Annotated in this window: 21 protein-coding genes; 11 read left to right on the top strand and 10 right to left on the bottom strand. The window is 45.6% G+C overall.

Features of this window, described 5'->3' with window-relative positions; all coding sequences use genetic code 11:
• Positions 1-43 precede the first annotated feature (43 nt).
• On the top strand, positions 44-2218 hold the full coding sequence (locus FXO21_RS21585) for a c-type cytochrome domain-containing protein (protein WP_149642021.1): 2175 nt from the start codon (positions 44-46) through the stop codon (positions 2216-2218).
• Between the two features lie 3 nt (positions 2219-2221).
• On the opposite strand, the gene FXO21_RS21590 is transcribed toward FXO21_RS21585, so the two are convergent.
• Positions 2222-3400 carry an AGE family epimerase/isomerase gene (locus tag FXO21_RS21590; protein WP_149642022.1) on the bottom strand — a complete coding sequence of 393 codons (1179 nt, stop codon included), beginning with the start codon at positions 3398-3400 and terminating at the stop codon, positions 2222-2224.
• Positions 3401-3547: 147 nt separating this feature from the next.
• The gene (locus FXO21_RS21595; protein WP_149642023.1) at positions 3548-3877 is read right to left on the bottom strand and encodes a hypothetical protein; all 330 of its coding nucleotides are present in this window, start codon (positions 3875-3877) and stop codon (positions 3548-3550) included.
• Positions 3878-4084: 207 nt separating this feature from the next.
• On the opposite strand from FXO21_RS21595, the gene FXO21_RS21600 reads away from it, so the two are divergent.
• Positions 4085-5368 carry a PQQ-dependent sugar dehydrogenase gene (locus FXO21_RS21600; RefSeq protein ID WP_149642024.1) on the top strand — a complete coding sequence of 428 codons (1284 nt, stop codon included), beginning with the start codon at positions 4085-4087 and terminating at the stop codon, positions 5366-5368.
• 1 nt (position 5369) lies between these two features.
• Here FXO21_RS21600 and FXO21_RS21605 read toward each other — a convergent pair whose 3' ends face one another.
• Both FXO21_RS21605 and FXO21_RS21610 read right to left on the bottom strand, forming a co-directional pair.
• Entirely contained in the window at positions 5370-6134 is a 765-nt protein-coding gene (locus tag FXO21_RS21605; RefSeq protein WP_149642025.1) for an SDR family NAD(P)-dependent oxidoreductase, read from the bottom strand.
• Between the two features lie 52 nt (positions 6135-6186).
• Positions 6187-6972, bottom strand: a complete 786-nt coding sequence (locus tag FXO21_RS21610; protein WP_149642026.1) for a 3-keto-disaccharide hydrolase — start codon at positions 6970-6972, stop codon at positions 6187-6189.
• Between the two features lie 260 nt (positions 6973-7232).
• Between FXO21_RS21610 and FXO21_RS21615 the strand changes: the two genes are divergently transcribed.
• The gene (locus FXO21_RS21615; RefSeq protein ID WP_149642027.1) at positions 7233-7724 is read left to right on the top strand and encodes a hypothetical protein; all 492 of its coding nucleotides are present in this window, start codon (positions 7233-7235) and stop codon (positions 7722-7724) included.
• Positions 7725-7786: 62 nt separating this feature from the next.
• Here the strand turns inward: FXO21_RS21615 and FXO21_RS21620 are convergent, their stop codons facing one another.
• Genes FXO21_RS21620 through FXO21_RS28845 form a run of 3 tightly spaced genes read right to left on the bottom strand, consistent with a single transcriptional unit; the run spans position 7787 to position 10631 of the window.
• A complete protein-coding gene (locus tag FXO21_RS21620; RefSeq protein ID WP_225865790.1) occupies positions 7787-10156 on the bottom strand; it encodes a S9 family peptidase in 2370 nt (789 codons plus the stop codon).
• A 36-nt stretch (positions 10157-10192) separates the two neighbouring features.
• Positions 10193-10477, bottom strand: a complete 285-nt coding sequence (locus FXO21_RS21625) for a hypothetical protein (RefSeq protein ID WP_149642028.1) — start codon at positions 10475-10477, stop codon at positions 10193-10195.
• 1 nt (position 10478) lies between these two features.
• A complete protein-coding gene (locus FXO21_RS28845; RefSeq protein WP_192579290.1) occupies positions 10479-10631 on the bottom strand; it encodes a hypothetical protein in 153 nt (50 codons plus the stop codon).
• Between the two features lie 158 nt (positions 10632-10789).
• On the opposite strand from FXO21_RS28845, the gene FXO21_RS21630 reads away from it, so the two are divergent.
• Positions 10790-13276 carry a M1 family metallopeptidase gene (locus FXO21_RS21630; protein WP_225865791.1) on the top strand — a complete coding sequence of 829 codons (2487 nt, stop codon included), beginning with the start codon at positions 10790-10792 and terminating at the stop codon, positions 13274-13276.
• Positions 13277-13324: 48 nt separating this feature from the next.
• Here the strand turns inward: FXO21_RS21630 and FXO21_RS21635 are convergent, their stop codons facing one another.
• The 3 genes from FXO21_RS21635 to FXO21_RS21645 form a co-directional block, all read right to left on the bottom strand.
• Entirely contained in the window at positions 13325-13882 is a 558-nt protein-coding gene (locus FXO21_RS21635) for a hypothetical protein (protein WP_149642030.1), read from the bottom strand.
• 69 nt (positions 13883-13951) lie between these two features.
• Positions 13952-14332: a VOC family protein gene (locus tag FXO21_RS21640; protein ID WP_225865792.1), complete on the bottom strand. Its 381-nt coding sequence runs from the start codon at positions 14330-14332 to the stop codon at positions 13952-13954.
• Positions 14333-14500: 168 nt separating this feature from the next.
• A complete protein-coding gene (locus FXO21_RS21645; RefSeq protein ID WP_149642032.1) occupies positions 14501-15316 on the bottom strand; it encodes an AraC family transcriptional regulator in 816 nt (271 codons plus the stop codon).
• A gap of 51 nt (positions 15317-15367) precedes the next feature.
• Between FXO21_RS21645 and FXO21_RS21650 the strand changes: the two genes are divergently transcribed.
• From FXO21_RS21650 to FXO21_RS21680, 7 genes are all read left to right on the top strand, one after another.
• Entirely contained in the window at positions 15368-15868 is a 501-nt protein-coding gene (locus FXO21_RS21650; RefSeq protein ID WP_149642033.1) for a DinB family protein, read from the top strand.
• 114 nt (positions 15869-15982) lie between these two features.
• A complete protein-coding gene (locus tag FXO21_RS21655) occupies positions 15983-16237 on the top strand; it encodes a hypothetical protein (RefSeq protein ID WP_149642034.1) in 255 nt (84 codons plus the stop codon).
• The gene (locus FXO21_RS21660) at positions 16228-16488 is read left to right on the top strand and encodes a type II toxin-antitoxin system RelE family toxin (protein ID WP_149642035.1); all 261 of its coding nucleotides are present in this window, start codon (positions 16228-16230) and stop codon (positions 16486-16488) included. Before FXO21_RS21655 ends, FXO21_RS21660 begins: the two co-directional genes overlap by 10 nt.
• 202 nt (positions 16489-16690) lie before the next feature.
• A complete protein-coding gene (locus FXO21_RS21665) occupies positions 16691-17896 on the top strand; it encodes a C10 family peptidase (RefSeq protein ID WP_149642036.1) in 1206 nt (401 codons plus the stop codon).
• Positions 17897-17904: 8 nt separating this feature from the next.
• On the top strand, positions 17905-18417 hold the full coding sequence (locus FXO21_RS21670; RefSeq protein WP_149642037.1) for a hypothetical protein: 513 nt from the start codon (positions 17905-17907) through the stop codon (positions 18415-18417).
• A 108-nt stretch (positions 18418-18525) separates the two neighbouring features.
• Positions 18526-20568, top strand: coding sequence for a beta-L-arabinofuranosidase domain-containing protein (locus FXO21_RS21675; RefSeq protein ID WP_149642038.1), 2043 nt, complete (start codon positions 18526-18528; stop codon positions 20566-20568).
• A gap of 130 nt (positions 20569-20698) precedes the next feature.
• Entirely contained in the window at positions 20699-22162 is a 1464-nt protein-coding gene (locus FXO21_RS21680) for a PhoX family protein (protein WP_225865793.1), read from the top strand.
• The last annotated feature ends 52 nt before the right edge of the window (positions 22163-22214 follow it).

Here is a 22214-nt window from a genome sequence, read left to right on the forward strand (position 1 = left end):
GATCCAGAGATTTCCTATTGACTAAACCCTTGGTAAAACTTTAATGCATTTAAGATTCAGGTTTTTTGCGGAACAGCTGCTCGTTGCTGCCAATATTTTTGTTCTTTTTCTATTGCTTTTTGAAAGCAAGCTTGTTGTTCCGGCCTGGCTGCAAACCATCGGCCGGATGCACCCGCTGATCCTGCATTTCCCGATCGTTATTCTGCTGATCGCGATGCTGCTAGAATTTTTCCGCTTCAAACCGGAATACTCGACCAATCAGTTTTACAAGAATTTCCTTCAGAACCTGCTGCTCATCGGGGCATTGTTCGCCGCTATTACGGTGATTATGGGCCTCTTTTTATCGAGAGAAGAAGGCTATACCGGCGACACGCTGACTTTGCATAAATGGACCGGTGCGGGCATTTTTTTCATCGCCTCAATTATTTACTGGATCAGGAACACAACCTGGTACAGAGCGCCGGTAGCAAAAGCAAGTGCTTTTGTGACGGTAGTAATTCTTGTCATGACCGGGCATTATGGCGCAGCATTGACACACGGGAGCAACTTTATCTGGGAGCCGGTTTCGACTGATAATGAAATGGCCGCAGTCCCGCTCGACGAGGCGGTGGTTTATACCAATGTGATCAAGCCGATCCTGGATCAGAAATGTACAAGCTGCCACAATCCTGAAAAGATAAAAGGGGAGCTAAATCTTTCGGATCCTGAATCAATTCTGAAAGGTGGCAAATCTGGTAAACTCATTGTGCCTGGGAATCCGCAAATGAGCCTTTTGCTGCAACGTGTGCATTTACCTGTCGAAGAAAAAAAGCATATGCCGCCTTCCGGAAAGGCGCAGCTGACTTTGCAGGAAATATCCCTTCTTACATTATGGGTCAAACAAAAGGCTGATTTCAAGAAAAAGCTGACTGAGCTCGCCGCAACGGACTCTTTGCGGGTTTTGGCTACTGCCTATCTTAAACCAGCTGAAACAGAAGATAAATTCGATTTCCCCGCGGCTGATGAAGAAGCCGTTGCCAAGCTGAATAGCGACTACCGCACCATCCTTCCCCTCGCGCGTGAGTCCCCGGCTTTGGCTGTGAATATTTACAATGCATCCGCGTACAATGTAAAGCAGCTGGATGAACTGAGTGATATTAAAAAGCAGGTAATCTCGCTGAACCTGAACAAGATGCCGGTGAAAGACGCTGACTTGAAAAGTGTAAAGCAATTCGAAAACCTGCGTAAACTGGATCTGAATTTTACCGACGTTACCGCCGCAGGGTTGAAAGAACTTTCGTCGCTCAAATACCTGCAAAGCCTCACGCTTTCAGGGACAAAATTAAATCTGTCGGATCTTAAAAGTGTATTGCCGGTACTGAAAAGCCTGAAAACGGTAGCAGTGTGGGATACAAAATTGTCTGCGGCTGATGTGGCGGTATTGCAAAAGGATATTAAAAATGTCGAGATTATCGGTGGATTTAAGGACGATGGTAAAAACCCGTTGAAACTGAATCCTCCGCAGGTCAAGAATAGTTCGATGATATTTGCGAAAACGGTCCCGCTGGAACTAAAACACCCTATTAAAGGCGTCGATATCAGGTTCACGATGGACGGAACCGAGCCGGACAGCGTTAATTCGCCGCTTTTTGACAATAAGACCATTCTCACCAACAGCGGCACGATCAAAGCGAAAGCATATAAAAATGGCTGGTACGGAAGTGACCTTGCGGTTTTCGATTTTTTCAAAAGTGCATATGATCCCGACAGTGTGAACCTGCTGGCGCCACTTAACCGCGTGCACCAGGCCGAGGGGGCGAAGACATTTTTTGACAAGAAATTGGGTGTTATAGGAGCTAACAATCCTGCCTGGGCTAATAACTGGGCAGGGGTTAGGAATAATGACATGATTTTGATGTCAGAATTTAAAAAGCCGATCTCATTATCGTCGGTGGGGATGCATTACATGATCGAGGAAGCGACGGGTATTTTTCCGCCGGAGAGCGTGGAGGTGTGGGGAGGAAGCAGCCGCGATGACATGAAGCTGATCTCTACTTTTAAAGCTGCGCAGCCTGCGAAAGGGGACAAGGCTACTTTGAAAATGGTCGAAGGCAAATTCAAACCGCAAACCGTTTCATTTGTAAAAGTGGTAGTGAAGCCCGTCGTAAAGATCCCGGAATGGCATAATTCGAAAGGCAAAAGAGCCCTTGTGCTGGTGGACGAAATGTTTTTTAATTAAATCTCAGCCTTTTGCAACCCTGCGCCACATTTCAGCGCAGGCGCGCGCATTGTGGTACGGGCATTTCCAGAAGTTGATCTTATCGCCTTTTACCGGCGTGCCGTCCGCTTTCACTGTTCCGTGCCATTCTCCTTTTTCGTGGTCGATAAAATTATCAACTACATAATCCCAGCTCTTTTGGGCCTTTTCCCTGAACTGTTCTTCTTTCGTAAGCTGGTAGGCATTGTAAAATCCAACGAGCTGCTCTGCACCGACCCACCAGCTCCTATCGGTCTGCGTATGTTTCGTTGCAGGGTCATATTCATAATTGAGGGCACCATCGGGACTTAGTCCCTTGCTGGCTGCCCGCGCCATCAGGATAGATTGTTCCTTCATTTTGTCGATCAGCTTCTCGTCTTCAAGAATTTCGGCGGTTTCAAAAAGCAGCCACGAGGCTTCAATATCGTGACCAAAGGAAATAATATGGTCTTTCGCTTTCCATTTTTCATCGAAGAAAAGCTGCATGGTATTGGTCTCGGGATTTACAATATGCGTGATGATTGCGTCGAGCATTCCAGCCGTTTGCTTCTTTAACCTTTTGTCGGGCCACACAGTATAAAGGTTGGTATAAGCCTCCACCAAATGCAAATGTGTGTTCATGCTTTTGATCCACGGGCTTTTACTCAGAATATAATCATCGGTAGGGGACCAGTCTTGCGCAAACGCTTCCCGGTAGCCTCCGTTAACCGGGTCGAATGCATGTTGTTCGATGTTGTTGAAAAGCGCAATCGCCTGGTCAAGAGCTGGTTTGTAATGCGTTACGCGGTAATATTCACTCAGTCCGTACATGGCAAATGCATTGCCGTAAACCTGCTTTCTGGTCTCTTTCGGTGCACCATCCGCAGTTACAGACCAATATACGCCACCGTGTTTTGGGTCGATAAAATGCTTTGTAAGCTGCTGGTAAGCGCGGTCTGCGAGGGTGAGGTATTTCGCTTCCTTGCAAAGCCGGTGCGCCAGTGAGAAGGTCCATAAAATGCGTCCTGCAAGAACCACCGAGCGATCCGCATCTTTTACCGGCTGGTTATCATAATTAACCCGACCGTAGAAGCCGCCTTTCTCGTTATCCTGGCCATATTTTTCCCAGTAGTCAAGTATTGCGATCAGTTCTTTTTTGAATGCGTCGGGAGTAAATGCAGCCATTTCTTTTTCGTTTTTACAAGAAAAAAGCGGAATCGCAGTTTTTCATACTTATTTTAAAATATTGTGGAAATTGCTGATAGGTCTTTGCATGATTCGAAAAAAAAGCCCGACAAACATTTGTCAGGCTTTCATTTGGAAGCGTGGGCATTAGTCGCCCTGATTTTCTTCCTGGGCTTCGTGATTGTCGCCTCCCAGGCTGTAATAGTTATTTTCTTCGTCTTCGCGACCGATCATTTCATCTTCGTCATCGTCTTCCGAACCCGGCACATCGAGGTCTTCTCCCGTCATGTCGTCTTCGAATGATTTTTCATTCCAGTCGTCGGCATCCAGCTCTGCCGGACGTTTCATGCGTGAAATATCTTCTGGATCAATATCAGCATCGATCAGTCCTTTTCTGAATATATCCTCTTCCGACGGATAGTTACCGGGCAGGTCGTCATCGAACACATCATCGTCGTCGTCATCGTATGGATTCATAGCTTTGAGATTAAAAGATTTGTAGGTAGTTGGTTTAAAAGTTTACGGGAATGTCGCTTCTGTTTCCAAAGGTGTTAAAAAAAATTATTCCATGTTACATGTCCGCACAGAAAAATAAATCGTCGCGCTGCTGTCACGATTTCGTGAAAAAAATTTGAAAGGCTATTACTTTTGACAAAATCATATTTATCTCAACCCAACCATTTCATGCAAAGAAAGTTATTCAAGTCTGCGGCGTTACTTCTGGCCCTAACCGGCGTATCGGGCCTAGCCGCTTACAGAAGTTTCACTGACAACCCCTCCGTCAGAAAACCCCTTTTTACTCCTATTGAAGCAAAGGAAATCAAGCTTCCCGCAGGGTTCTCCGCCAGCATTCTGGCAACCGATCTGGGCGCAACCCGGCATATGGTAGTCGGTAAAAACGGAGATATGTACGTAAAACTGTCGAAACTGAAAGACGGAAAAGGTATTTACCTGCTGAGAGACACCAATGGTGACGGCGCGATCGATGAACAAAAGCTGTTTGGAGAATATCCCGGAACCGGTATCGCTATCAAAAACGGTTATCTGTACAGTTCCTCCAATAAAGGTGTGTACCGGTACAAGCTGAATGAAAAAGAAGAAATTGTCGATCTCAATAAACATGAGTTGATCGTAGAAGGTTTGGTTGACAAAGGCCGCGACAATGCGAAACCGATTACACTGGATAATAAAGGGAATATCTACGTCACCGTAGGCTCTTACAGCGACAATTGCCGTGAAACTGGCTCAGGAAAAGGCATGTCACCATGCACGATCCTGGATTCTGCAGGCGGAATCTGGAAATTCAAGGCGGATCAGGCCGGGCAGAAATTTTCTGACGGCGTGCGCTTTGCGACGGGTGTAAAAAATGCGGTAGGTATCGATTGGGACAATAAAACCGAAGCTTTATATGCGACGGTGCACGGCCGCGGAAAATTTGACGATATGTACCCTCAATACTATACGCCAAAACAAAGTGCCGAATTGCCAGCGGAAACCCTTTATCGTTTAAAGGAAGGTGACGATGCCGGCTGGCCTTACATCTATTATGATCATTTCCAGAATAAGAAAATCCTGGCGCCCGAATACGGCGGAGATGGCAAAAAAACAGCAGGCGAGAAAGCGATTAATCCGCTGGTTGGTTTCCCGGCGCATCTAGGGCCTAATGCATTGCTGTTTTATTCGGGAAATATGTTTCCGGCAAAATATAAAAACGGCGCCTTTGTCGCATTTCACAGCCAGTCTGCGGAGCTTAAAAAAGGTTATCTGGTCGCTTTTGTACCGTTTGTAAATGGTAAGCCCGGCAAATGGGAAATTTTTGCGGATAATTTCGCAGGCACTGATCTCGTTCAACCAACCGGCCCGATCCAGCATCGTCCTTGTGGCCTCGCACAAGGCCCCGACGGCGCATTGTACGTGACCGACGACCTGAATGGGACAATCTTCAAAATAGCCTACAAGAAGAAATAGGTTACAGGCTCATACCGCCATCTACATAAATGTTCTGCCCTGTAATGAACCGTCCTGCTTCTGAACAAAGGAGGACGGCCATTGCGGCGCAATCCTCGGGGTCACCGATCTGTCCGGAAGGCGTTCCCAGCCGTTGCGAGATCCTTTCTTCCGCCTCAGGAACATCCTCTTCGATACGCGACGTCCCGATCACGCCGGGTGCCAGATTATTGACGGTTACACCTTTGTCCGCAAGCTGCATCGCGGCATTCTGTACCATATTTAAAACCGCCGATTTCGTAGCAGCGTAGATCATCATGGAAGGGTGCGGCTTGATCTGCTGCACGCTGCCAACGGTTAAAATCCTTCCCCAGCCTTTGGAGACCATTTCAGGAGCGAAACGCTGCATCAGCAGGAAGGTGGATCTGAAATTGGCATTGACTTGTATATCGAAGTCTTCCTGGGTAATGTCCTGCCAGACTTTTGGAATCTGTACCGATGCATTCAAAACAAGAATATCAGGCGATGCTGCCTTTTTGGTCACCTGATTGTATAAGGCGGAAACTGCCCTCGGCCTGGATAGGTCGCCGCCTACGATCACGGCAGTCGACCCAAGCTTTCTGATTTCTCCCGCCACTTCTTTCGCCTCATCCAGATTTTTCCGGTAATGCAGGATTATTTTTGCACCATACTCGGCCATTGCGAGGGCAATGCCTTTTCCGATTCCCTGGCTGGAACCGGTAATAAATGCGGTTTTCCCTGCCAGACTGATTTTCTCTGAAAGCATAGTTTGCGATTAGGTTCTGCCGGGAGAACACTAATCGCATGCCAGAAATGGGTTAGAAATCGGTATCTGGCTTATCCAGCTCCATTTCTTTGATCCAGATATTACGATAGTAAACATCGTGGCCTTCCGATTGCAATTTTAGTCCTCCCGGAGTGTTGGTAATACCTTTTCCACCATCGTTGCCTCCATCGATACCTGAGTTCGGGCCGCCCCAAACCTGTGAGATTTTTTGGTTGGAATGGACTTTTTTACCATTGAAATACAAAGTTACCATCGGTTGCTCAACTATTTTACCATCCTTGAAACGCGCCGCCCTGAAAAGAATGTCATAGGAATTCCATTTACCGATTCCATTATATGCGTGATAAGGAGATTTCGTTTCGTTGATCACCGCCGCCATTCCATGCGAGGTGGTATCACCGTCAAGCACCTGGATTTCATAGCGGTTTTGCAAATAAACGCCGCTGTTGCCGCCTTCTTTGGTAATCAAAAATTCGACGTGCGCGCGGAAATCCCTGAACTGCTTTTTAGTGACAATATCCGCTGAACCGTACTTGCCACCGGCAGAAGCTGGATCGTTGCAGTTGATGACCGTGCCTTTGTCCACCGGGTCGTTAACAACCGTCCATTTGATAGGCGGCTTGGCCGAGAAACGAGGTCCCTCCCAGTAGATCCATTTTTCATCCAGCATTTTCCGGCTGCCGTCCAGGTACATTTCTGCGCCCTTCGGGGGCTTAGTGCCAACACCAACCTGGGCAAAAGTAGCGGCAGCAGTACCGCATACTACCACGAGTGCAACGATACCGGATAATCTTATTTTAGAAAACTGTCTGTTCATGTTTGATATTATTGAGATTGAATTTGATTTGAAATAATAAGTACGTGTTGATTTGAAATACTGTATCTACCTCAAAGTTTTTGTCCTGTGTAGAATAAATGCCACAAAATTTCTGGAATTTTTAATAAAAGCGTGTTTGTAAAAGAATTTGAAAACCCAGGGTTGTAAAGTGTTGAGGGCACGGAAATTATGTATACGGGTCATTCTTATTGAGCATTTAATAAGACAAGTACTTTTAGAACTTTTATACGCCAATTATTATGGAATCATCACAGCAAAAGAGGAGCATCAATACTGTAACAGGAGTATTTGCCACGAGGGAAGATGCAGAAAATGCCTACCAGTCATTGCTGCACTTAGGATATAAAGCGGATGAAATTACGCTGATCATGGCAGAAGAGACATTTGACAAATTATATGACCGGAAAGTAAATCGTTTCCAACATAGCCCCGCAAGAAAGAAACTACAGGTAACCAGGATCTCGGAAGCATTGGATGTGCTTGGCAGGTTTGTGGCGATTCCGGGACTGGCCCTTGTAGTTGCAACCGATTTCGCAAAAGGCGGCGCACGCGCGCTGTCGAGCTCTGTCTTGTCTGAGAACTATGCAGAATATTTCCAAAATCGTCTTTTACACGGAGAAATTCTCATCGATTTTAGCCTGCACACGGCCAGGGAGAAAAACCTGATCGTGCATCAGTGGGAAGATTTCGGGGGGTATCCGCTGATACGCAGGATCAGCAATGCCGCATAACAGGTTTGGGAAGGTAAACAGTGAAACGTCCGGCAAAGTCAATGTACCGGACGTTTTCACATTTATAAATTGTCTTCAAAAAGTTTCAAAATCCGTTTGTATTCGTCTGTCCATGACGACGCTTCCACAAAACCGTGATCTTCCATCGGGTAGGAGGCGAGCTCCCAGTTGTCTTTTCCAAGTTCAATGAGCCTTTGCGAGAGCCGTACCACATCCTGGTAATGCACATTTACATCCACCATTCCGTGACACATTAACAAATGATTTTTCAAACCAGCCGCATGATAAATAGGAGAGCTCTTTCGGTAAGCCAGACTGTCGGACTGCGGTTCGTTCAAAATGTTGGCTGTGTACGGATGGTTGTACGCAGCCCAGTCCGTCACCGGACGTAATGCTGCTCCTGCTTTGAAAATGTCAGGTTTTGTAAAAAGTCCCATCAATGTAATGAACCCACCGTAAGAGCCGCCATAAATGCCGATACTTTCAGGGTTGACATGGTAAGTTTTTACAAGCCATTCAGCGCCGTCTGTATTGTCTGTCAGGTCTTTCCCGCCCATGTGCCTGTAAATCCCCGTCCGCCAGTCGCGACCATAGCCGGAGCTTGCCCGATAATCCATGTCCAGCACTGTGTATCCTCTGTCTGTCAGTAGGTTATGGAACATATATTCCCTGAAATACTGGCTCCACCATTTGTGGGCGTTTTGCAGATATCCCGCGCCGTGGACAAATATGACAGCTTTCCCGTTTGATTTTTCGGGTTCATAAACACGCGCATAAACCGGTTTCCCATCCGTTGCGTTAATGGTTACGATCTTGGCCTCGCGCCAGGGATAGGAGCGGAATTCGTCAGATACAGATTTTGTAACACGCTCAGGCTCTTTGGTTTTTGTTCCTGACTTCGGGTTGTCCATGATATACAGTTCCCACGGATTAGTACTGTTGGAATAACGGATCGCAATTTTGCTTTCGTCGGGAGATAATGTGGCTTCGTGCGCTCCGGTGTTTTGGGTAAGCCGTGTTCTGGTGCCGCCTGTCGAAGCTACGCGATACAGATGCTGTTCACCGGGCTGTACTTCATTTGTAATGATATAAAATGATTTTCTGTCCTTCGAAAGCGTTACATTCTGCACTTCGAATTTTCCAGAGGTTAACGCAGTTTTTTTGCCGGTTTTGATATTGACTGAATACAAATGTGAGTAGCCGGTTTCCTCACTTTGGAAATAAATTGTTTCGTCGTCAAGCCACTCAATTTCCCCTGCACTCATCGGATATCCGCCGATACCCGGCCCGCCGATCCATGCTTCATCCCGCTGTCTGTCAAGCAGCTTTAAAGAAAGCGAGTCGGGGTTGAGCTGCATGATCCAGCGGTCTTTACTATCCAGCGAACGGATTACCACAACCGCATTTTCACCATTCTTCGACCAGATTGGCCCATGAATAATGACCTCCCGCTCTTTCTTTTTCCAGGCTGTGTCCAGCTTGGGATAGTCTTTGAGGTAATCCGGCTTGTCGCTGATCCCGGGAATGTTCTTTACGCTCAGTTTCCGGGTGGTATCTTTTTTAATGTCATAAATCCAGAATTCGTACGAAGAACCAGGTGCACCGACCTTGACACGACTGGAAATATCATCCGTAAAACCGGTTTCTGTGACGTAGTTGGGTACATTGGTGGATTTTGAAGATTTGTCCGCCTTTGTGAGGCGATAGGTAATGTACTTTTGATCCGGGCTGAGCTGCTGGTGATTGACCGATTTTTCGTCGAGATAAATTTCCTTAGGCCGTTCCGGTTTTTCGGCTTCTGTTACTTTTTTGCCGAGGTCTTTTTTGTCTTTCCGTTCCTTTAAGACTTCAAACAGCGCCAGCTGATCAGTTTTCAGGAATTTTTCCTGCTCCCCCAGCTTCGACTCATCCTTTTTCTTACCGGATTTGAAATCAGTGTATTGCGTATTTAGCCCATTCGTGAGCCTGACGCTGAACAGGTTATTTTCCCTAACATAAATGACGCTCATCTCATCCTGACTAAAAACCGGATCTGTTTCCCGCTCGACGGTATTGGTGATTTGCCAGGGCTGGCCTTTGGGATTTACAATAAAAATATCACCGTTCTTTTCGTACAACCTTGCATCATGCGCGCGATTATAAACGCCGTTTCTGCCGGCAAGCTTTTTCCGTTCCGTCAGCGCGATCTTACTGATAATTTTGTCCTTCAAAGAATACCCGTAAAGCGAGTCGGACGGATTTTTGTCGGGGTTCCAGTTAAAATAAATTGTTTTGGAATCATCCGCCCAGGTAATATCGGTAGGTGAAGTCCCGATCCAGATTTTTGGGTCCCGCATGATTTTCTCCACCGTCAACGGCGCAAGGGTTTGGGAAAAGGCAGCGGGTAAAAAAGCGATTTGCAGAAAAAAGAGGAAGCGTAAATTCAATTTCATGAAAAGGAAATCAAGAGGCTAAATGCAGTTATAGTTTTAAGGATGATCGTGGTAAGGCACCGCTTTCACTAAACGAATATTGTTATACTCTTCGATCACCACGGTATTTTCTTTCGGAACAATGCCTCTTTTGATCCAGTTGCTCACCGTTTGTGTATTCTTAATATTGAATCGTTTACAATACTCCGCAATAGTTACCCAGTCATGCATTTCATAGCGTTTGCCATCCTTATTTAGGAAGTTTACTGCCTCTTGCAAAGCATCTTCTGTCTCTGACATCATTTTCTCGAATTCCTTTTTATCAACCGATGTGCTTAACATGTTATAGCCGTTTAGTGATTTCATTCAAAAGATCTGTATACTTCGCAATCGCATCAATCACCCTATCGATTTCCGAGGCTGTTAATTGGTCCTGGAAATCATTAAGATACTGACGTAAAGCTGCAATACGCATTCTGATTTCAAATTCATTCATATTGTATGCCGATTAAAGGTAAAAAATGTTTCGATGCGTAACAAACCTGTGTGAGAATAGCGGGGATTGTTTGTCCAACGGATTTTGTGATTTGAGAAAAAGCGAGTTTCTTGATTTTATAGATCATATTTATGTTTTTTAATACTTAAATGTCTCAAATGCGGATCGTTCTTTTGGTGCTGCCTTGCCTGATAGTAGCTATGTCTTCTTGCCAGAAACAGTCTTCCTCACCCGATAAAGGGGTCTCGCTTGCGCTCAACGATCGCCGTAAACAGACACTTAAAGACATTCGTTATGACGTCATTTTCGACATTCCGTCACAAAAAAGCCAGCAAATCCAGGGTGTTATCCAAATTACTTTCAATCTGAATGCACTGGATTCTGCGCTTGTGCTGGATTTTAATGCGGATAGTAGTTTTGTAAAGCATGTCAGGATTAAAGACAAGCAAGTAGATTATCAGTTTGTAAATGAGCACATTATCATTCCTTCGAGGTATTTAAATGAAGGCGGGAATAGTATTCAAATTAGCTTCATTGCCGGAAATCTTTCACTGAATTGCAGTGAAGATTATCTCTATACCCTTTTTGTACCGGACCGAGCGTCGACCTGTTTCCCCCTTTTTGACCAGCCGAATTTAAAAGCCAGCTACCAGCTGACACTTAAAACGCCCGGTGACTGGGAGGCGGTTTCAAACGGAAAACTGATTTCCAAAGCCCGGGAGGGCGAGCGGGGTGTATATCGCTTTGCCGAAACCAAACCAATCAGTTCTTACCTTTTTGCATTTGCCGCCGGTAAGTTTTTCAAGGCTTCCAAACAAATCGATGGTCGCGAAATGACCATGTATTACCGCGAGACCGACACTGCTAAAGTGAACCGGAACCGCGATGAAGTTTTTGAGCTTCATGCCAAATCACTTGCCTGGCTGGAAGATTACACGGCTGTATCTTATCCTTTCGGGAAGTTTGATTTCGTGTTGCTGCCTTCTTTTCAATATGGCGGGATGGAGCATCCAGGGGCCGTTTTTTACAATGAATCTGCTTTGTTTTTGGATGAGAATCCGTCTGTAAACCGGCTCATGGCGCGGGCAAGCGTGATTGCTCACGAGTCGGCACATATGTGGTTCGGGGATCTGGTGACGATGGATTGGTTTAATGATGTGTGGCTAAAAGAAGTCTTTGCCAATTTTATGGCCGCCAAAATTGTGCAGCCCAGTTTTCCGGAAATCAATCACGAGCTGCGCTTTTTGCTGGCACATTACCCGAATGCGTACGAAATCGACCGCACAAGGGGTACCAATCCTATTTTACAGGAACTGGGAAACCTGAAAAATGCAGGGACTTTGTACGGAGCGATCATATATATGAAGGCGCCGATTGTGATGCGCAAGCTGGAAAAAATGATCGGAGCGGATTTAATGCAGCAAAGTTTGCGGGAATATCTCAGGACATACGCTTTCAAGAATGCGCGCTGGGACGATCTGATAGGGATTATTGATAGACAAACTCCGCAAAACATCGCGCAATGGAGCAATGTGTGGGTGAAAACGCCCGGCATGCCTGCTTATGAAATCGGAGAAAAAGACTACAAAACGATCCTGACACAAGTGACGGATTCGGTTTCCGGCAGGATCTGGGAGCAACCGTTGACATCAAAAGAGCGTGATACGCAGGACGGTAAGCTGGTTTTTCCAAATGGCGACGGGATTGGTTATGGTTACTTTAGAATGGATAGCCTCAGTAAGCGATACTTCATAACCCATTACAATGAGCAGGATTCAATTTTCTCTGATCCCGTTTTTAAGGGGGCGATGTGGGTCAATATCTGGGAGGGATTTTTGCGGGAGTCTCAATCCAATCCGGAGGCGCTCATCGACGACTTGCTCGAAACCCTGCCAAAAGAGAACAATCCCCTTTTGATCGATTATATGCTGGGCATTTTACAGACGAACTGGTGGATTTTTGCAGGACAGCAAATTAGGGAAGCAAAACAGGAATCAGCGGAAAAGCTGATCTGGAAATTGTTGATTGACACAAAAGACAAAGGCATCAAGACTTCCTATTTCAGGGCTTTTAAAAATTTGGTGCAAACGCCACCGGGGCTCGAAAAATTGAGATCGCTGTGGAATGGGAAGCTGGATGTGAAAGATCTGGTATTATCGGAAGATGATAAAATTTCGATGGCTTATGAGCTGGCATTAAAGCAGCCGGAAGTGTCAGGGGCTGTGTTACAGGAGCAGCTGCGCAATACGAAGAACCCCGACCGTAAGGCCAGATTTCAGTTTGTTATTCCTGCTTTGGATTCGGCAGAAACTGTGCGCGACCGTTTTTTTGAATCGCTGCAAAATGAAACTAACCGGGAGAAGGAAGCCTGGGTAATCGAAGCGCTGGGTTTTTTGCATCATCCTCTGCGCGCCCGAGGTGCAGTCAAATATTTGCGCCCGTCGTTGAACATTTTAAAGGAAATCCAACTGACGGGCGACATTTTCTTCCCTACCCGCTGGCTGCACGGTACCTTTTCAGGGCATTCATCGCGAGAGGCCGCGCAGGTTGTGAATGCATTTCTGGCTGAAAATCAGGATTATCCGCAATTTCTTGAAAACAAAATTTTGCAAGAAACGGATATGTTGCAGCGGGCAGCGCGATAATGAGGGTATTGCCACGAATGCACGAATAAGGCACGAATCGCTTAGGAGTTACATACAATCTAGTGGGATCATGTGAGAATATTTCCAGTCGGAAGTTAAAGTGTTGATGTATAAAAAATCCCGGTATACGTCAAAAACCTGTTCGTACCGGAAGTATCCGGAGTTTGTGATGCATGTTATTGTGGGAGTAGTTAGGTCATTTTCTGATCCAATAATGAATTTAGCTATCTTTTGAGCTTCGCTGAAAGTTAGTTCTCTTGGGGTGGCGACTAAATGCGCCATCCATTTGAAGTCCGAGAGCCAATCGCGAATGGCGGTGTTGGTCACAATACCAAACTGATCAAAAATTGCGATTGATTCTTGTATGTTAGTATGATCTCTTTGGCCTAGAAGGTGCTGGATATGATGTTTTAAAATTGAAAAACAGTAATGCTGTTTAGGGCATTTGTCGTCACAAGACAATCTCAGGAGGATAGCAATGTATCTGTTAGAAAGCAGCGTCAAATCCTCATCCTGTTCGGTCAGATACATATCTAAATCATAGGCCCATAGCAAGATCTGTTGCGTCGTAGGAGATATGGTATCGAGGCAGCGATAAAAATCCATAGATCAGTAGTTTGAAGATTATTAAGTTTAAATCTTCAAACTACTTTTTCTCTCTAATAAAAACCGTTTTTAATTAGCCTGCGGCGAGTACTTCACAAAGTCAATGCCAACTCCGTTTGGATCAGTGACTGCAAAGTGCCGGTCGCCCCAGGGCTCGTCGCGAAGGTCGATTTGTATCTCTACTCCTTTCTTTTTCAGTTCTTTGTAGAGTGAATCCACATCTTTTACTTCGATCGTGAAGTACGTTCCCTGGCCCTGGAAGGGTTTGTGAAAAAGTGGTTGCTGGGTTGGATGGTCGGGTAGCAAAAAGCTGATCTCCGACTCTTTGCCCGGTGTATGCAGCAACAGATAAAACTCATTTTCAAATGTGACACCAAAGCCCAGTTTTTTGGTGTAAAACTCCTTCGTTTCGGCCATTTTTGCTGTGATAATTCCTGCGTTCAGTTTCATTTTTCTTTGAGTTTTAGTGGATGGATTGTTTTGCGAAAATACATTTGCCCCAAGGCAAAGAAGAATTGAGAGTATGGCTAATCGTTTCATTTCCCGGTTATTTACGTGAATGTTACGATACAAAGTTCTCCCGGAATGCACTCAGAAGATTGTAAAAATCGGACAAAATCACCTGCCGAATGCGCGGCTGGGTGTGACACCATAAAAGTTTTTGAATTCCTTAATGAAATGCGCCTGATCGTAATAACCGGAGTCGTAAAACAGCTTGTTTTCCCGTAGGCTCTGCTGGGAGGGTTTGGCGCGAAAAATGTTTTGGAACCGCACTACTTTGCTGAAAGTCTTCGGCGTGTCTCCAATGTAAAATTCAAAGAGTCGACGTAATTGTCTGCTGCTCAATCCGGTATCGATGTCATTTTCAATATTTAAGACACCGGCGTTTTGAAGGATTAGTCCGACGGCGTTATAAAAACGGTTGTCGTCATAGAACGTAACCTGGGCAATGAGTCTGGAAAAATACTGGTCAAAGCGGGTCACAATTTCAGAAGCGCTCAGTCTTTCGTTGAAGCTGGAAGCAATAAAGTCGGCGGTTGCTGGTATTACATTTGACAATTCCTCAAACCGATTACTCAAACTGGAAGCGTCGACTTTGAAAATTTGGGGGAACATAGATGGCAAAAACCGGATCCCCACGTAATGGAAGCTGTTTTCAAGGGGGAATTCGGTATACTTCTTACAAAAACCCATCACAAAATTTTCAACCGGGTTTGTCAGCTCGAAGAAAATGTCAATGCAGCCATCGGCCACCACGCGGTAGTTAAACGGTTCTGCGAGTGTCTGATTTGTTTTCAGCGACCAATAACAGTATATGAAACTTTGCAATCCGGGATCCGGCAAAAACTCCTGGTAGGATACATGCCCGGCCGACTGGCGTACCGTAGGTTGGATAGGTGTGTAGAGCTGGCGTATGTTAGGAAACGTCTTCAAGAATCGCAGGCATTATTTTTTAACTCCCTGAACATAAACAAAATCTAAATCATGGACAACACCGAACTTGCAGCCGCCTACATCAAAGAACTGGAAGCAGAGTACAGTTCTACGAGAAAATGTCTTGAACGTATTCCCTTCGAATTGTTCGACTACAAGCCACACCCGAAGTCGATGCAAATGGGCTATCTGACGTTGCTGGTGGCAGAAATTCCGCAATGGATCAAAGTGATGGTTGAGGAAGGGGAAGTGAATTTTGCTACCTATAACCATAACCAGCCGCGTACAACGGAAGAGTTGCTGGAAGTCTTCGAAGACAATATGGCTGGCGCTAAAAATGCGTTGCAAAGTGCCACAGATGAGGTACTAAGCGGGACATTTTATTTGAAAAATGGCGAAGAGGAGCTTTATTCTCAGCCGATTATGGAAGGGATCAGTTCTTCTATCAACCACTGGGTCCACCACCGCGGACAGCTCACAGTGTATATGCGGTTAAACGACATTCAGGTGCCGTCGATCTATGGGCCGTCGGCGGATGACAGGACTTACTAGTTGGCAGAGAGCTTGGATTTGTATTCAATTCTTTACTATTTTGTATTGAATTGAATACAAAACTCGACTTCCGTTATGATTGAAGAAATTGTTAACAACTACGAAGATCTTGTTATGAATATTGGAAAACTTATCGAGGTGTCGGGCTACCGGAACGACTACATCTCCAAAAAGATTGGTCTTAGCAATGTCAATTTTTCGGCAAAGAAAAACCGCAAGACTTTCACCCTGGAAGAAGTGAAAAAGATAGTAGGCATCATCAACAATGAGGATGTTAACGACTACTTAATGTTGCGGGCAATGGAAGCGCGTCAAGATGACGAAACACTCAGTCATGACGAGCTTTACAAATCACTTGGATGGAAGTAGTTTACAAAAGAAAATTCCTGAAAGAAATTTCGAAGCTATCCCCCAAAATTCAGTCGGGCGTAAAGGTAATCTTAGACAGGCTGAAAGAGGCCTCAGATCTGGAATCCTCAGGTATAGACTACGTGTTTATAGCTGGCCAGAAAGCTGGTCAAAACTATTACAGAATACGCGTGGGAAACTATCGAATCGGCATTGAATATGTGCGGCCCGATGTGATTGTTATATTAATCGCTTCACGCGGTGACGTTTAGCCGATAATTTTAAACTTCCCTCCTGGTTCACCTACACACCCTGAGATGAGAAAGTGTTTAAATTCAATAGTACTATATCCACCGATACACTTTTCCGTTCCTACAACCAAATGAGCCGATAGATAATCGGCTCATTAAAATATACAATTAGTTATTTGGTTTGTCTAATTATTCATTCACAAACCAAATAATTGATGTATTTATGAAAAAGTTTAACTGGGTACTCTCCGCAATTTTCCTTTTCGTAGCTTCCTGTCAGCAGCCGGATAATGTCAATTCGTCTGGTGATTTGAGTGCGCACAGGGATGAAAGGCAGGACAATGCAATACAGATCGCAAAGAATTTTGACTTATTGTCTGCTGTTATTAGTAACAGAAGCGAGTCAAGCAAGAATGCAAGAACAGGCAACAAAGAAAGAAGTGTAAAAAGGATCAGGACATTTAGTGACGCACAGCAAAACCCTCTTTATCAAGTTATTACCTATAATGAAGGAGGGTTTATCATTGTGTCAGCCGAGAAAAAGGCCCGACCTATTTTAGCATTTTCAGATACGAATGATTTTCCGATTGACCAGGAATTTCCTGCCGGGGTAAAAGAAGTCATGAACAGCTACGGAGAGTCGATTCAACAACTTCGGTTGAAAGGCGGCGATACTGACCCGAATATCAGCAGTGAATGGGAAAGATTGGAAAATACCGTTGCAATAACTAAGCTGGCCGAGCAAAGCAAAAATTCAGGAGGAAGAGTTTTGGATGCACCTGTTGATCCCGGTTGCCAGGATTCCCAAATCTATGTAACTCTGAACACCGCATCTTGGGGCCAAACTCATAAGTGGAATAGCTATATGCCATTACAATTGATGTATGGTTGTACAGGTCTGCCCAATGGACGAATGTATACCGGATGTGTGGCAACCGCAATGGCCGAAGTGATGAATTACCATAAACATCCAAGTGTCATCCATTGGAACCTGATGGGGCCAAATTCATCCGAAACAGCTTATCTTATGCGGCAGGCAGCCAATAGCGTCAATATGATGTATAATTGCAATGGTTCCGGGGCCTATCTATCCGCTGTTCCTGCCGCTCTTATTGGCTCTTTCGGCTATTCACCTCAAACCACCTGGTCCAATTCATTCAATGCAGGCACCGTGGAAAATGAAATTTTAAACTTTGCAAGACCTGTAATTCTTGGGGGTGTAAAAGCAAATTCGGGCGGGCACGCCTGGGTTTGTGATGGGTATTACCAGTATATATCCTGCACTTCATCTAATGGACCTTTATTTCATATGAATTGGGGCTGGGACGGCAACGCAAATGGCTTTTATGCTCCTTCAGCGGCAGATCCATCTAACCAAGGGCTGTATTTTACTCAGTTAGAGATGGTCACATCTATCAAAAAGCCTTAACAAACGCCATGAGAAACTCACTGTTATATCTCGGAATCATGATGATTGGTTTGTTGAATTTAAAATGCAGGGATAAATATGAAGAGGAAATCTTGGTTGGAATCATATGGGATAAAAATGTTTACTTAGAAATAAAAAATGCGGCAGGGGTGGATATGCTTGACCCGAATTCTCCAAATTCTTTTAAAAGATTTAAGGTTTATTATCTGGTTAACGGTATCAAAGAGTTTTATTATGACCCGTGGATGGATGCTCCGGGTGGTTATATCATTCAAAAATTCCCAAATGAATCTTTCTATCAACTGCAGATATTTATTAACGGCCCTACTCACGAAAGTAGAAACGATCATGAGTGGGTTACCTATCTCGAATTCGAAGATGGTAGCACTGATACGATATCAGCTTCATTCGGGGTCAGACCGGGGAACATCTCTGTTGAAAAAGCAACTTACAATGGAAGACCGATGTGGGATACATCACTAACCTACGCAAAAGAACCGTTCGAACTCATAAAGCCGTAAGTATAAAACTTTTTGAAAAAATGAGTACAAATTACTTGTAAGCCGCTCCGTACCGGGGCGGCTTTTTCGATGGATTTGCTTAAACTCGCATTTCTCAAACACCGGAATATGTCCCGACAATATGATAAGCTTGCATTGCTGGCTGGAATGGTCTCAATGCTTTTTTCGACACCAGCTTTTGCCCAGAAAAGCGAGGCTTCCGCCATTGCTTTACAACCTTATTCTGAAATCCCGCTCGGCGCGATCAAACCGAAAGGCTGGCTGAAAGATCAGCTCGTGATCATGAAAAACGGGGCAACCGGGCATTTGGATGAGGTTCATGCTAAAATTCAGAAGGACAATGGCTGGCTCGGCGGAAAAGGCGACGGCTGGGAAGAAACACCATACTGGCTCGACGGTGCAGTACCACTTGCCTATTTGCTTGATGACAAAATCTTGAAAGATAAGGTATTAACGTACATCAACTGGACAATCGATAACCAACGCCCCTCAGGCTATTTCGGGCCGGTTACCAAAGATGAGCGGGAAAAGAAAATACAGATTACCGCTGAAAATTGTGCGTCGGGGGAAGATTGGTGGCCGAAAATGGTCATGCTCAAAGTGATAAAGCAATATTACCAGGCTACGAATGATCCGCGCGTGGTGCCGTTTATGACCAGGTATTTCAGATATCAGTCGACCGCGATTAAAAACTGTCCGCTCGGAAAATGGACAGAGTGGGCCCAATCGCGCGGGGCCGACAATGTAATGATGGCGCAGTGGCTGTACGGCATTACCAAAGACCCGTCGCTGCTGGAACTCGCTTCACTGATCGAATCGCAGGCATTTCCATGGAGCGATCTGCTCGGTAACCGCGACTGGGTGATCAATGCAGCCACACAGCAGAATAATGACAAATGGATGCAGCGGCACGCTGTAAATGTCGGAATGGCGCTAAAATCCCCTGCGGTTAATTATCAGCGGACAAAGGACAAGAAATACCTTACCTATCTCAAAACCGGCTTCACCGATCTGATGACCCTGCACGGCCTGCCGATGGGGATTTTTTCAGGAGACGAAGACCTGCACGGAAATGCTCCTACCCAGGGTGTTGAGCTTTGTGCGATTGCCGAGGCAATGTATTCACTGGAAGAAATTATCGCCATCACGGGGGATATTCAGTATATGGATGCATTGGAGCGCATGACTTTCAATGCATTGCCAACGCAAACTACCGACGACTATAACGCAAAACAGTATTTCCAGATCGCGAACCAGGTGCAGATCAGTCGGGGCGTTTTTGATTTTTCGCTGCCGTTTGACCGGGAGATGAATAATGTTCTGGGTATGAAAAGTGGCTACACGTGCTGTTTGGCCAATATGCATCAAAGCTGGACCAAGTTTGCAAGCCACCTCTGGTACGGAACTGCGGATGGCGGTCTGGCCGCATTGGCTTACAGCCCGAACGAAATCAAGGCGAAAGTAGGGCAGGGCGGCACCGAAGTGACGATTAATGAAGTGACTAATTATCCGTTTGAGGGCAATGTTACTTTTGAGCTGTCAACATCCAAAGAGGTTGCCTTCCCGTTTCAGCTGCGTATTCCTTCCTGGTGTACTGAGGCGGTGATTGCATTGAATGGAAAGGAGTTAAGGAGAGAAAAAGGTGGGCAGATCGTGACGATCAGCAGGACGTGGAAGAATATGGACAAGCTCACTCTGGAATTGCCAATGGAAGTTGCTACCTCCAATTGGGGCAAAAATTCCAGGACAATCGAGCGCGGCCCATTGGTATATGCATTGAAACTGGAAGAGCGGTGGGAGAAAGGCACTCAGAAAGAGGAAGGGGACTATTTCAGCGTTTTTCCTAAATCGGATTGGAACTACGGACTGTTGCAGGATATTGTAAAAGATCCCAAGGCAAACTTGTCGGTGAAGGTGGTCAAGCCCGTTTCAGAAAACTTCGTCTGGAACCTGGCACATGCTCCTATCGAAATTACAGCTTCGGCAAAGAAAATCCCGAACTGGAAGATCGTCGACGGGGTCGCGAGACAGCCAGTTTCTGACCGCGAAGGAATTTATAAAGGAGAAGTGAAACAAGAAGTCGAAAAGATTACCCTCGTGCCTTATGGTTTCACAAAAGTGAGGATTGTCGCTTTTCCAGTGGTTAAATGACCGATAAAATTTGGACATAACAGTTATCCAATCCCACCGAAAATTCTTTTTGTTCACGATTGCTTAACAATTGCGTAAAATGTGCGAGGTAAGGTTCATATAGCTTTGTGAAAATTAATTCACCATGCTTATGAACTTTACTTTAACCAAAAAAATCAGCGCCTCGGCATTGATCCTTGGCGCAATGACGTTTTCAGGGTGCAGCCTGAAAGACCACGGCGACGTGCCTGTCGATTCTTCCAAACTTATCGACCGTTCTGTTAACCCTTCGCTCATCAAATCGCTTTCCGGCTTTGAAGACCTGAAAATCACAACGCTGATCAGCTCCGACGACAAGCTTGCCGATTCACCCGATTTCATTTACGGCGCCCAGCCCGATGGTGGTGCTTTTATGAAAAATCCGAATGGGGAAGGATTTGTGATGATCAACAACCACGAGATCCTGTTCTCAGTGTCGCGTGTTTTTCTGGACAAAGAGCTGAAACCCGTAAAAGGCGAATATATTGTGGATGCAGAAGGCGGACAATGGCGTCTTTGCTCGGCTACAATGGCAACGCCGGAGGAACACGGTTTCGGGCCTGTTTTCCTGACAGCGGGTGAGACCAATTCTGAATCGATGACGCACGCGATCGATCCTTTTGCCCCGGCAGACAAAAAGAACAAAACCAGGACGGTTGCAGCTTTCGGTAAATGGAATGCTGAGAATGCAGTACCGCTTCCGAAAGACGCTTTCCCAGGTAAAACAGTAATCATCATCGGTGAAGACGACACAAACGGGCAGCTGGTAGCCTACGTTTCCGACGTAGTGGGCGACCTCAACAATGGAAAATTGTACGCATTGCGCCGCACCAACCAGGAAAGTGTGGAGACGGATATGGTACAAGGACAGACTTACGACGTCGAGTTTGTGCCTTTCGACAATGTCAAAACAAGCACCGGTACAGAATTGCAAGCCCAGACTGTGGACAAGAAAATGATCCAGTTTGCACGGGTAGAGGATATTGATTACGTAAAAGGCGGCAATGGCGCAGGAAGAGAGATTTATTTTACTGCTACGGGTGTAAGCCAGGCGGATAAAGTAACCCCGGTAGCCGGCAAAAACATGTGGGGCCGCGTGTATCATCTGAAATTTGACGCGACAAACCCACTGAAAGGCAAGCTGAACATTATCATGGACGGAGCCGATAAGCCGGGCAGCTTTATCGTGAATCCTGACAACATTTGCGTAACCAAAAACTACGTTTACGTGCAGGAAGACGGCGATTCTTTTTACAAAGATAACGACCACGACGGAACGATCTGGCAGTACAATATTGCTACGAAACAATCGAAGGCAATGCTGCGCATGAACCACAGACGCGACGAGCCTGCATTCAACGCGAAGTACAATTCGGTTGGAAACAACTCGCTGAGCACCTGGGAATATGGTGCTATGATCGATATTTCGGATGTAACAGGCATTCCCGAAACTTTTATGATCAACATCCACCCGCACACCTGGCAGGATGAAAAGTACAAAGGCGCGGATGGAAGCGGCATTTCTACCAATAAGGAAGGCGGCCAGACTGTGATCGTGAGAGGGATTAAACAATAACATTTTTGTAAAATAATGTCAGGAAGACTTCCGAGCGGAGGTCTTCCTGATG

It is taken from the genome of Dyadobacter sp. UC 10 (genome assembly GCF_008369915.1).
GTDB lineage: Bacteria > Bacteroidota > Bacteroidia > Cytophagales > Spirosomataceae > Dyadobacter.

Excerpts from the sequence above, each read along its gene's own strand:
- FXO21_RS21585 (WP_149642021.1), top strand. The coding sequence starts at position 44 with ATGCATTTAAGATTCAGGTTTTTTGCGGAACAGCTGCTCGTTGCTGCC.
- FXO21_RS21590 (WP_149642022.1), bottom strand. The coding sequence starts at position 3,400 with ATGGCTGCATTTACTCCCGACGCATTCAAAAAAGAACTGATCGCAATA.
- FXO21_RS21595 (WP_149642023.1), bottom strand. The coding sequence starts at position 3,877 with ATGAATCCATACGATGACGACGACGATGATGTGTTCGATGACGACCTG.
- FXO21_RS21600 (WP_149642024.1), top strand. The coding sequence starts at position 4,085 with ATGCAAAGAAAGTTATTCAAGTCTGCGGCGTTACTTCTGGCCCTAACC.
- FXO21_RS21605 (WP_149642025.1), bottom strand. The coding sequence starts at position 6,134 with ATGCTTTCAGAGAAAATCAGTCTGGCAGGGAAAACCGCATTTATTACC.
- FXO21_RS21610 (WP_149642026.1), bottom strand. The coding sequence starts at position 6,972 with ATGAACAGACAGTTTTCTAAAATAAGATTATCCGGTATCGTTGCACTC.
- FXO21_RS21615 (WP_149642027.1), top strand. The coding sequence starts at position 7,233 with ATGGAATCATCACAGCAAAAGAGGAGCATCAATACTGTAACAGGAGTA.
- FXO21_RS21620 (WP_225865790.1), bottom strand. The coding sequence starts at position 10,156 with ATGAAATTGAATTTACGCTTCCTCTTTTTTCTGCAAATCGCTTTTTTA.
- FXO21_RS21625 (WP_149642028.1), bottom strand. The coding sequence starts at position 10,477 with ATGTTAAGCACATCGGTTGATAAAAAGGAATTCGAGAAAATGATGTCA.
- FXO21_RS28845 (WP_192579290.1), bottom strand. The coding sequence starts at position 10,631 with ATGAATGAATTTGAAATCAGAATGCGTATTGCAGCTTTACGTCAGTAT.
- FXO21_RS21630 (WP_225865791.1), top strand. The coding sequence starts at position 10,790 with ATGCGGATCGTTCTTTTGGTGCTGCCTTGCCTGATAGTAGCTATGTCT.
- FXO21_RS21635 (WP_149642030.1), bottom strand. The coding sequence starts at position 13,882 with ATGGATTTTTATCGCTGCCTCGATACCATATCTCCTACGACGCAACAG.
- FXO21_RS21640 (WP_225865792.1), bottom strand. The coding sequence starts at position 14,332 with ATGAAACTGAACGCAGGAATTATCACAGCAAAAATGGCCGAAACGAAG.
- FXO21_RS21650 (WP_149642033.1), top strand. The coding sequence starts at position 15,368 with ATGGACAACACCGAACTTGCAGCCGCCTACATCAAAGAACTGGAAGCA.
- FXO21_RS21655 (WP_149642034.1), top strand. The coding sequence starts at position 15,983 with ATGAATATTGGAAAACTTATCGAGGTGTCGGGCTACCGGAACGACTAC.
- FXO21_RS21660 (WP_149642035.1), top strand. The coding sequence starts at position 16,228 with ATGGAAGTAGTTTACAAAAGAAAATTCCTGAAAGAAATTTCGAAGCTA.
- FXO21_RS21665 (WP_149642036.1), top strand. The coding sequence starts at position 16,691 with ATGAAAAAGTTTAACTGGGTACTCTCCGCAATTTTCCTTTTCGTAGCT.
- FXO21_RS21670 (WP_149642037.1), top strand. The coding sequence starts at position 17,905 with ATGAGAAACTCACTGTTATATCTCGGAATCATGATGATTGGTTTGTTG.
- FXO21_RS21675 (WP_149642038.1), top strand. The coding sequence starts at position 18,526 with ATGTCCCGACAATATGATAAGCTTGCATTGCTGGCTGGAATGGTCTCA.
- FXO21_RS21680 (WP_225865793.1), top strand. The coding sequence starts at position 20,699 with ATGAACTTTACTTTAACCAAAAAAATCAGCGCCTCGGCATTGATCCTT.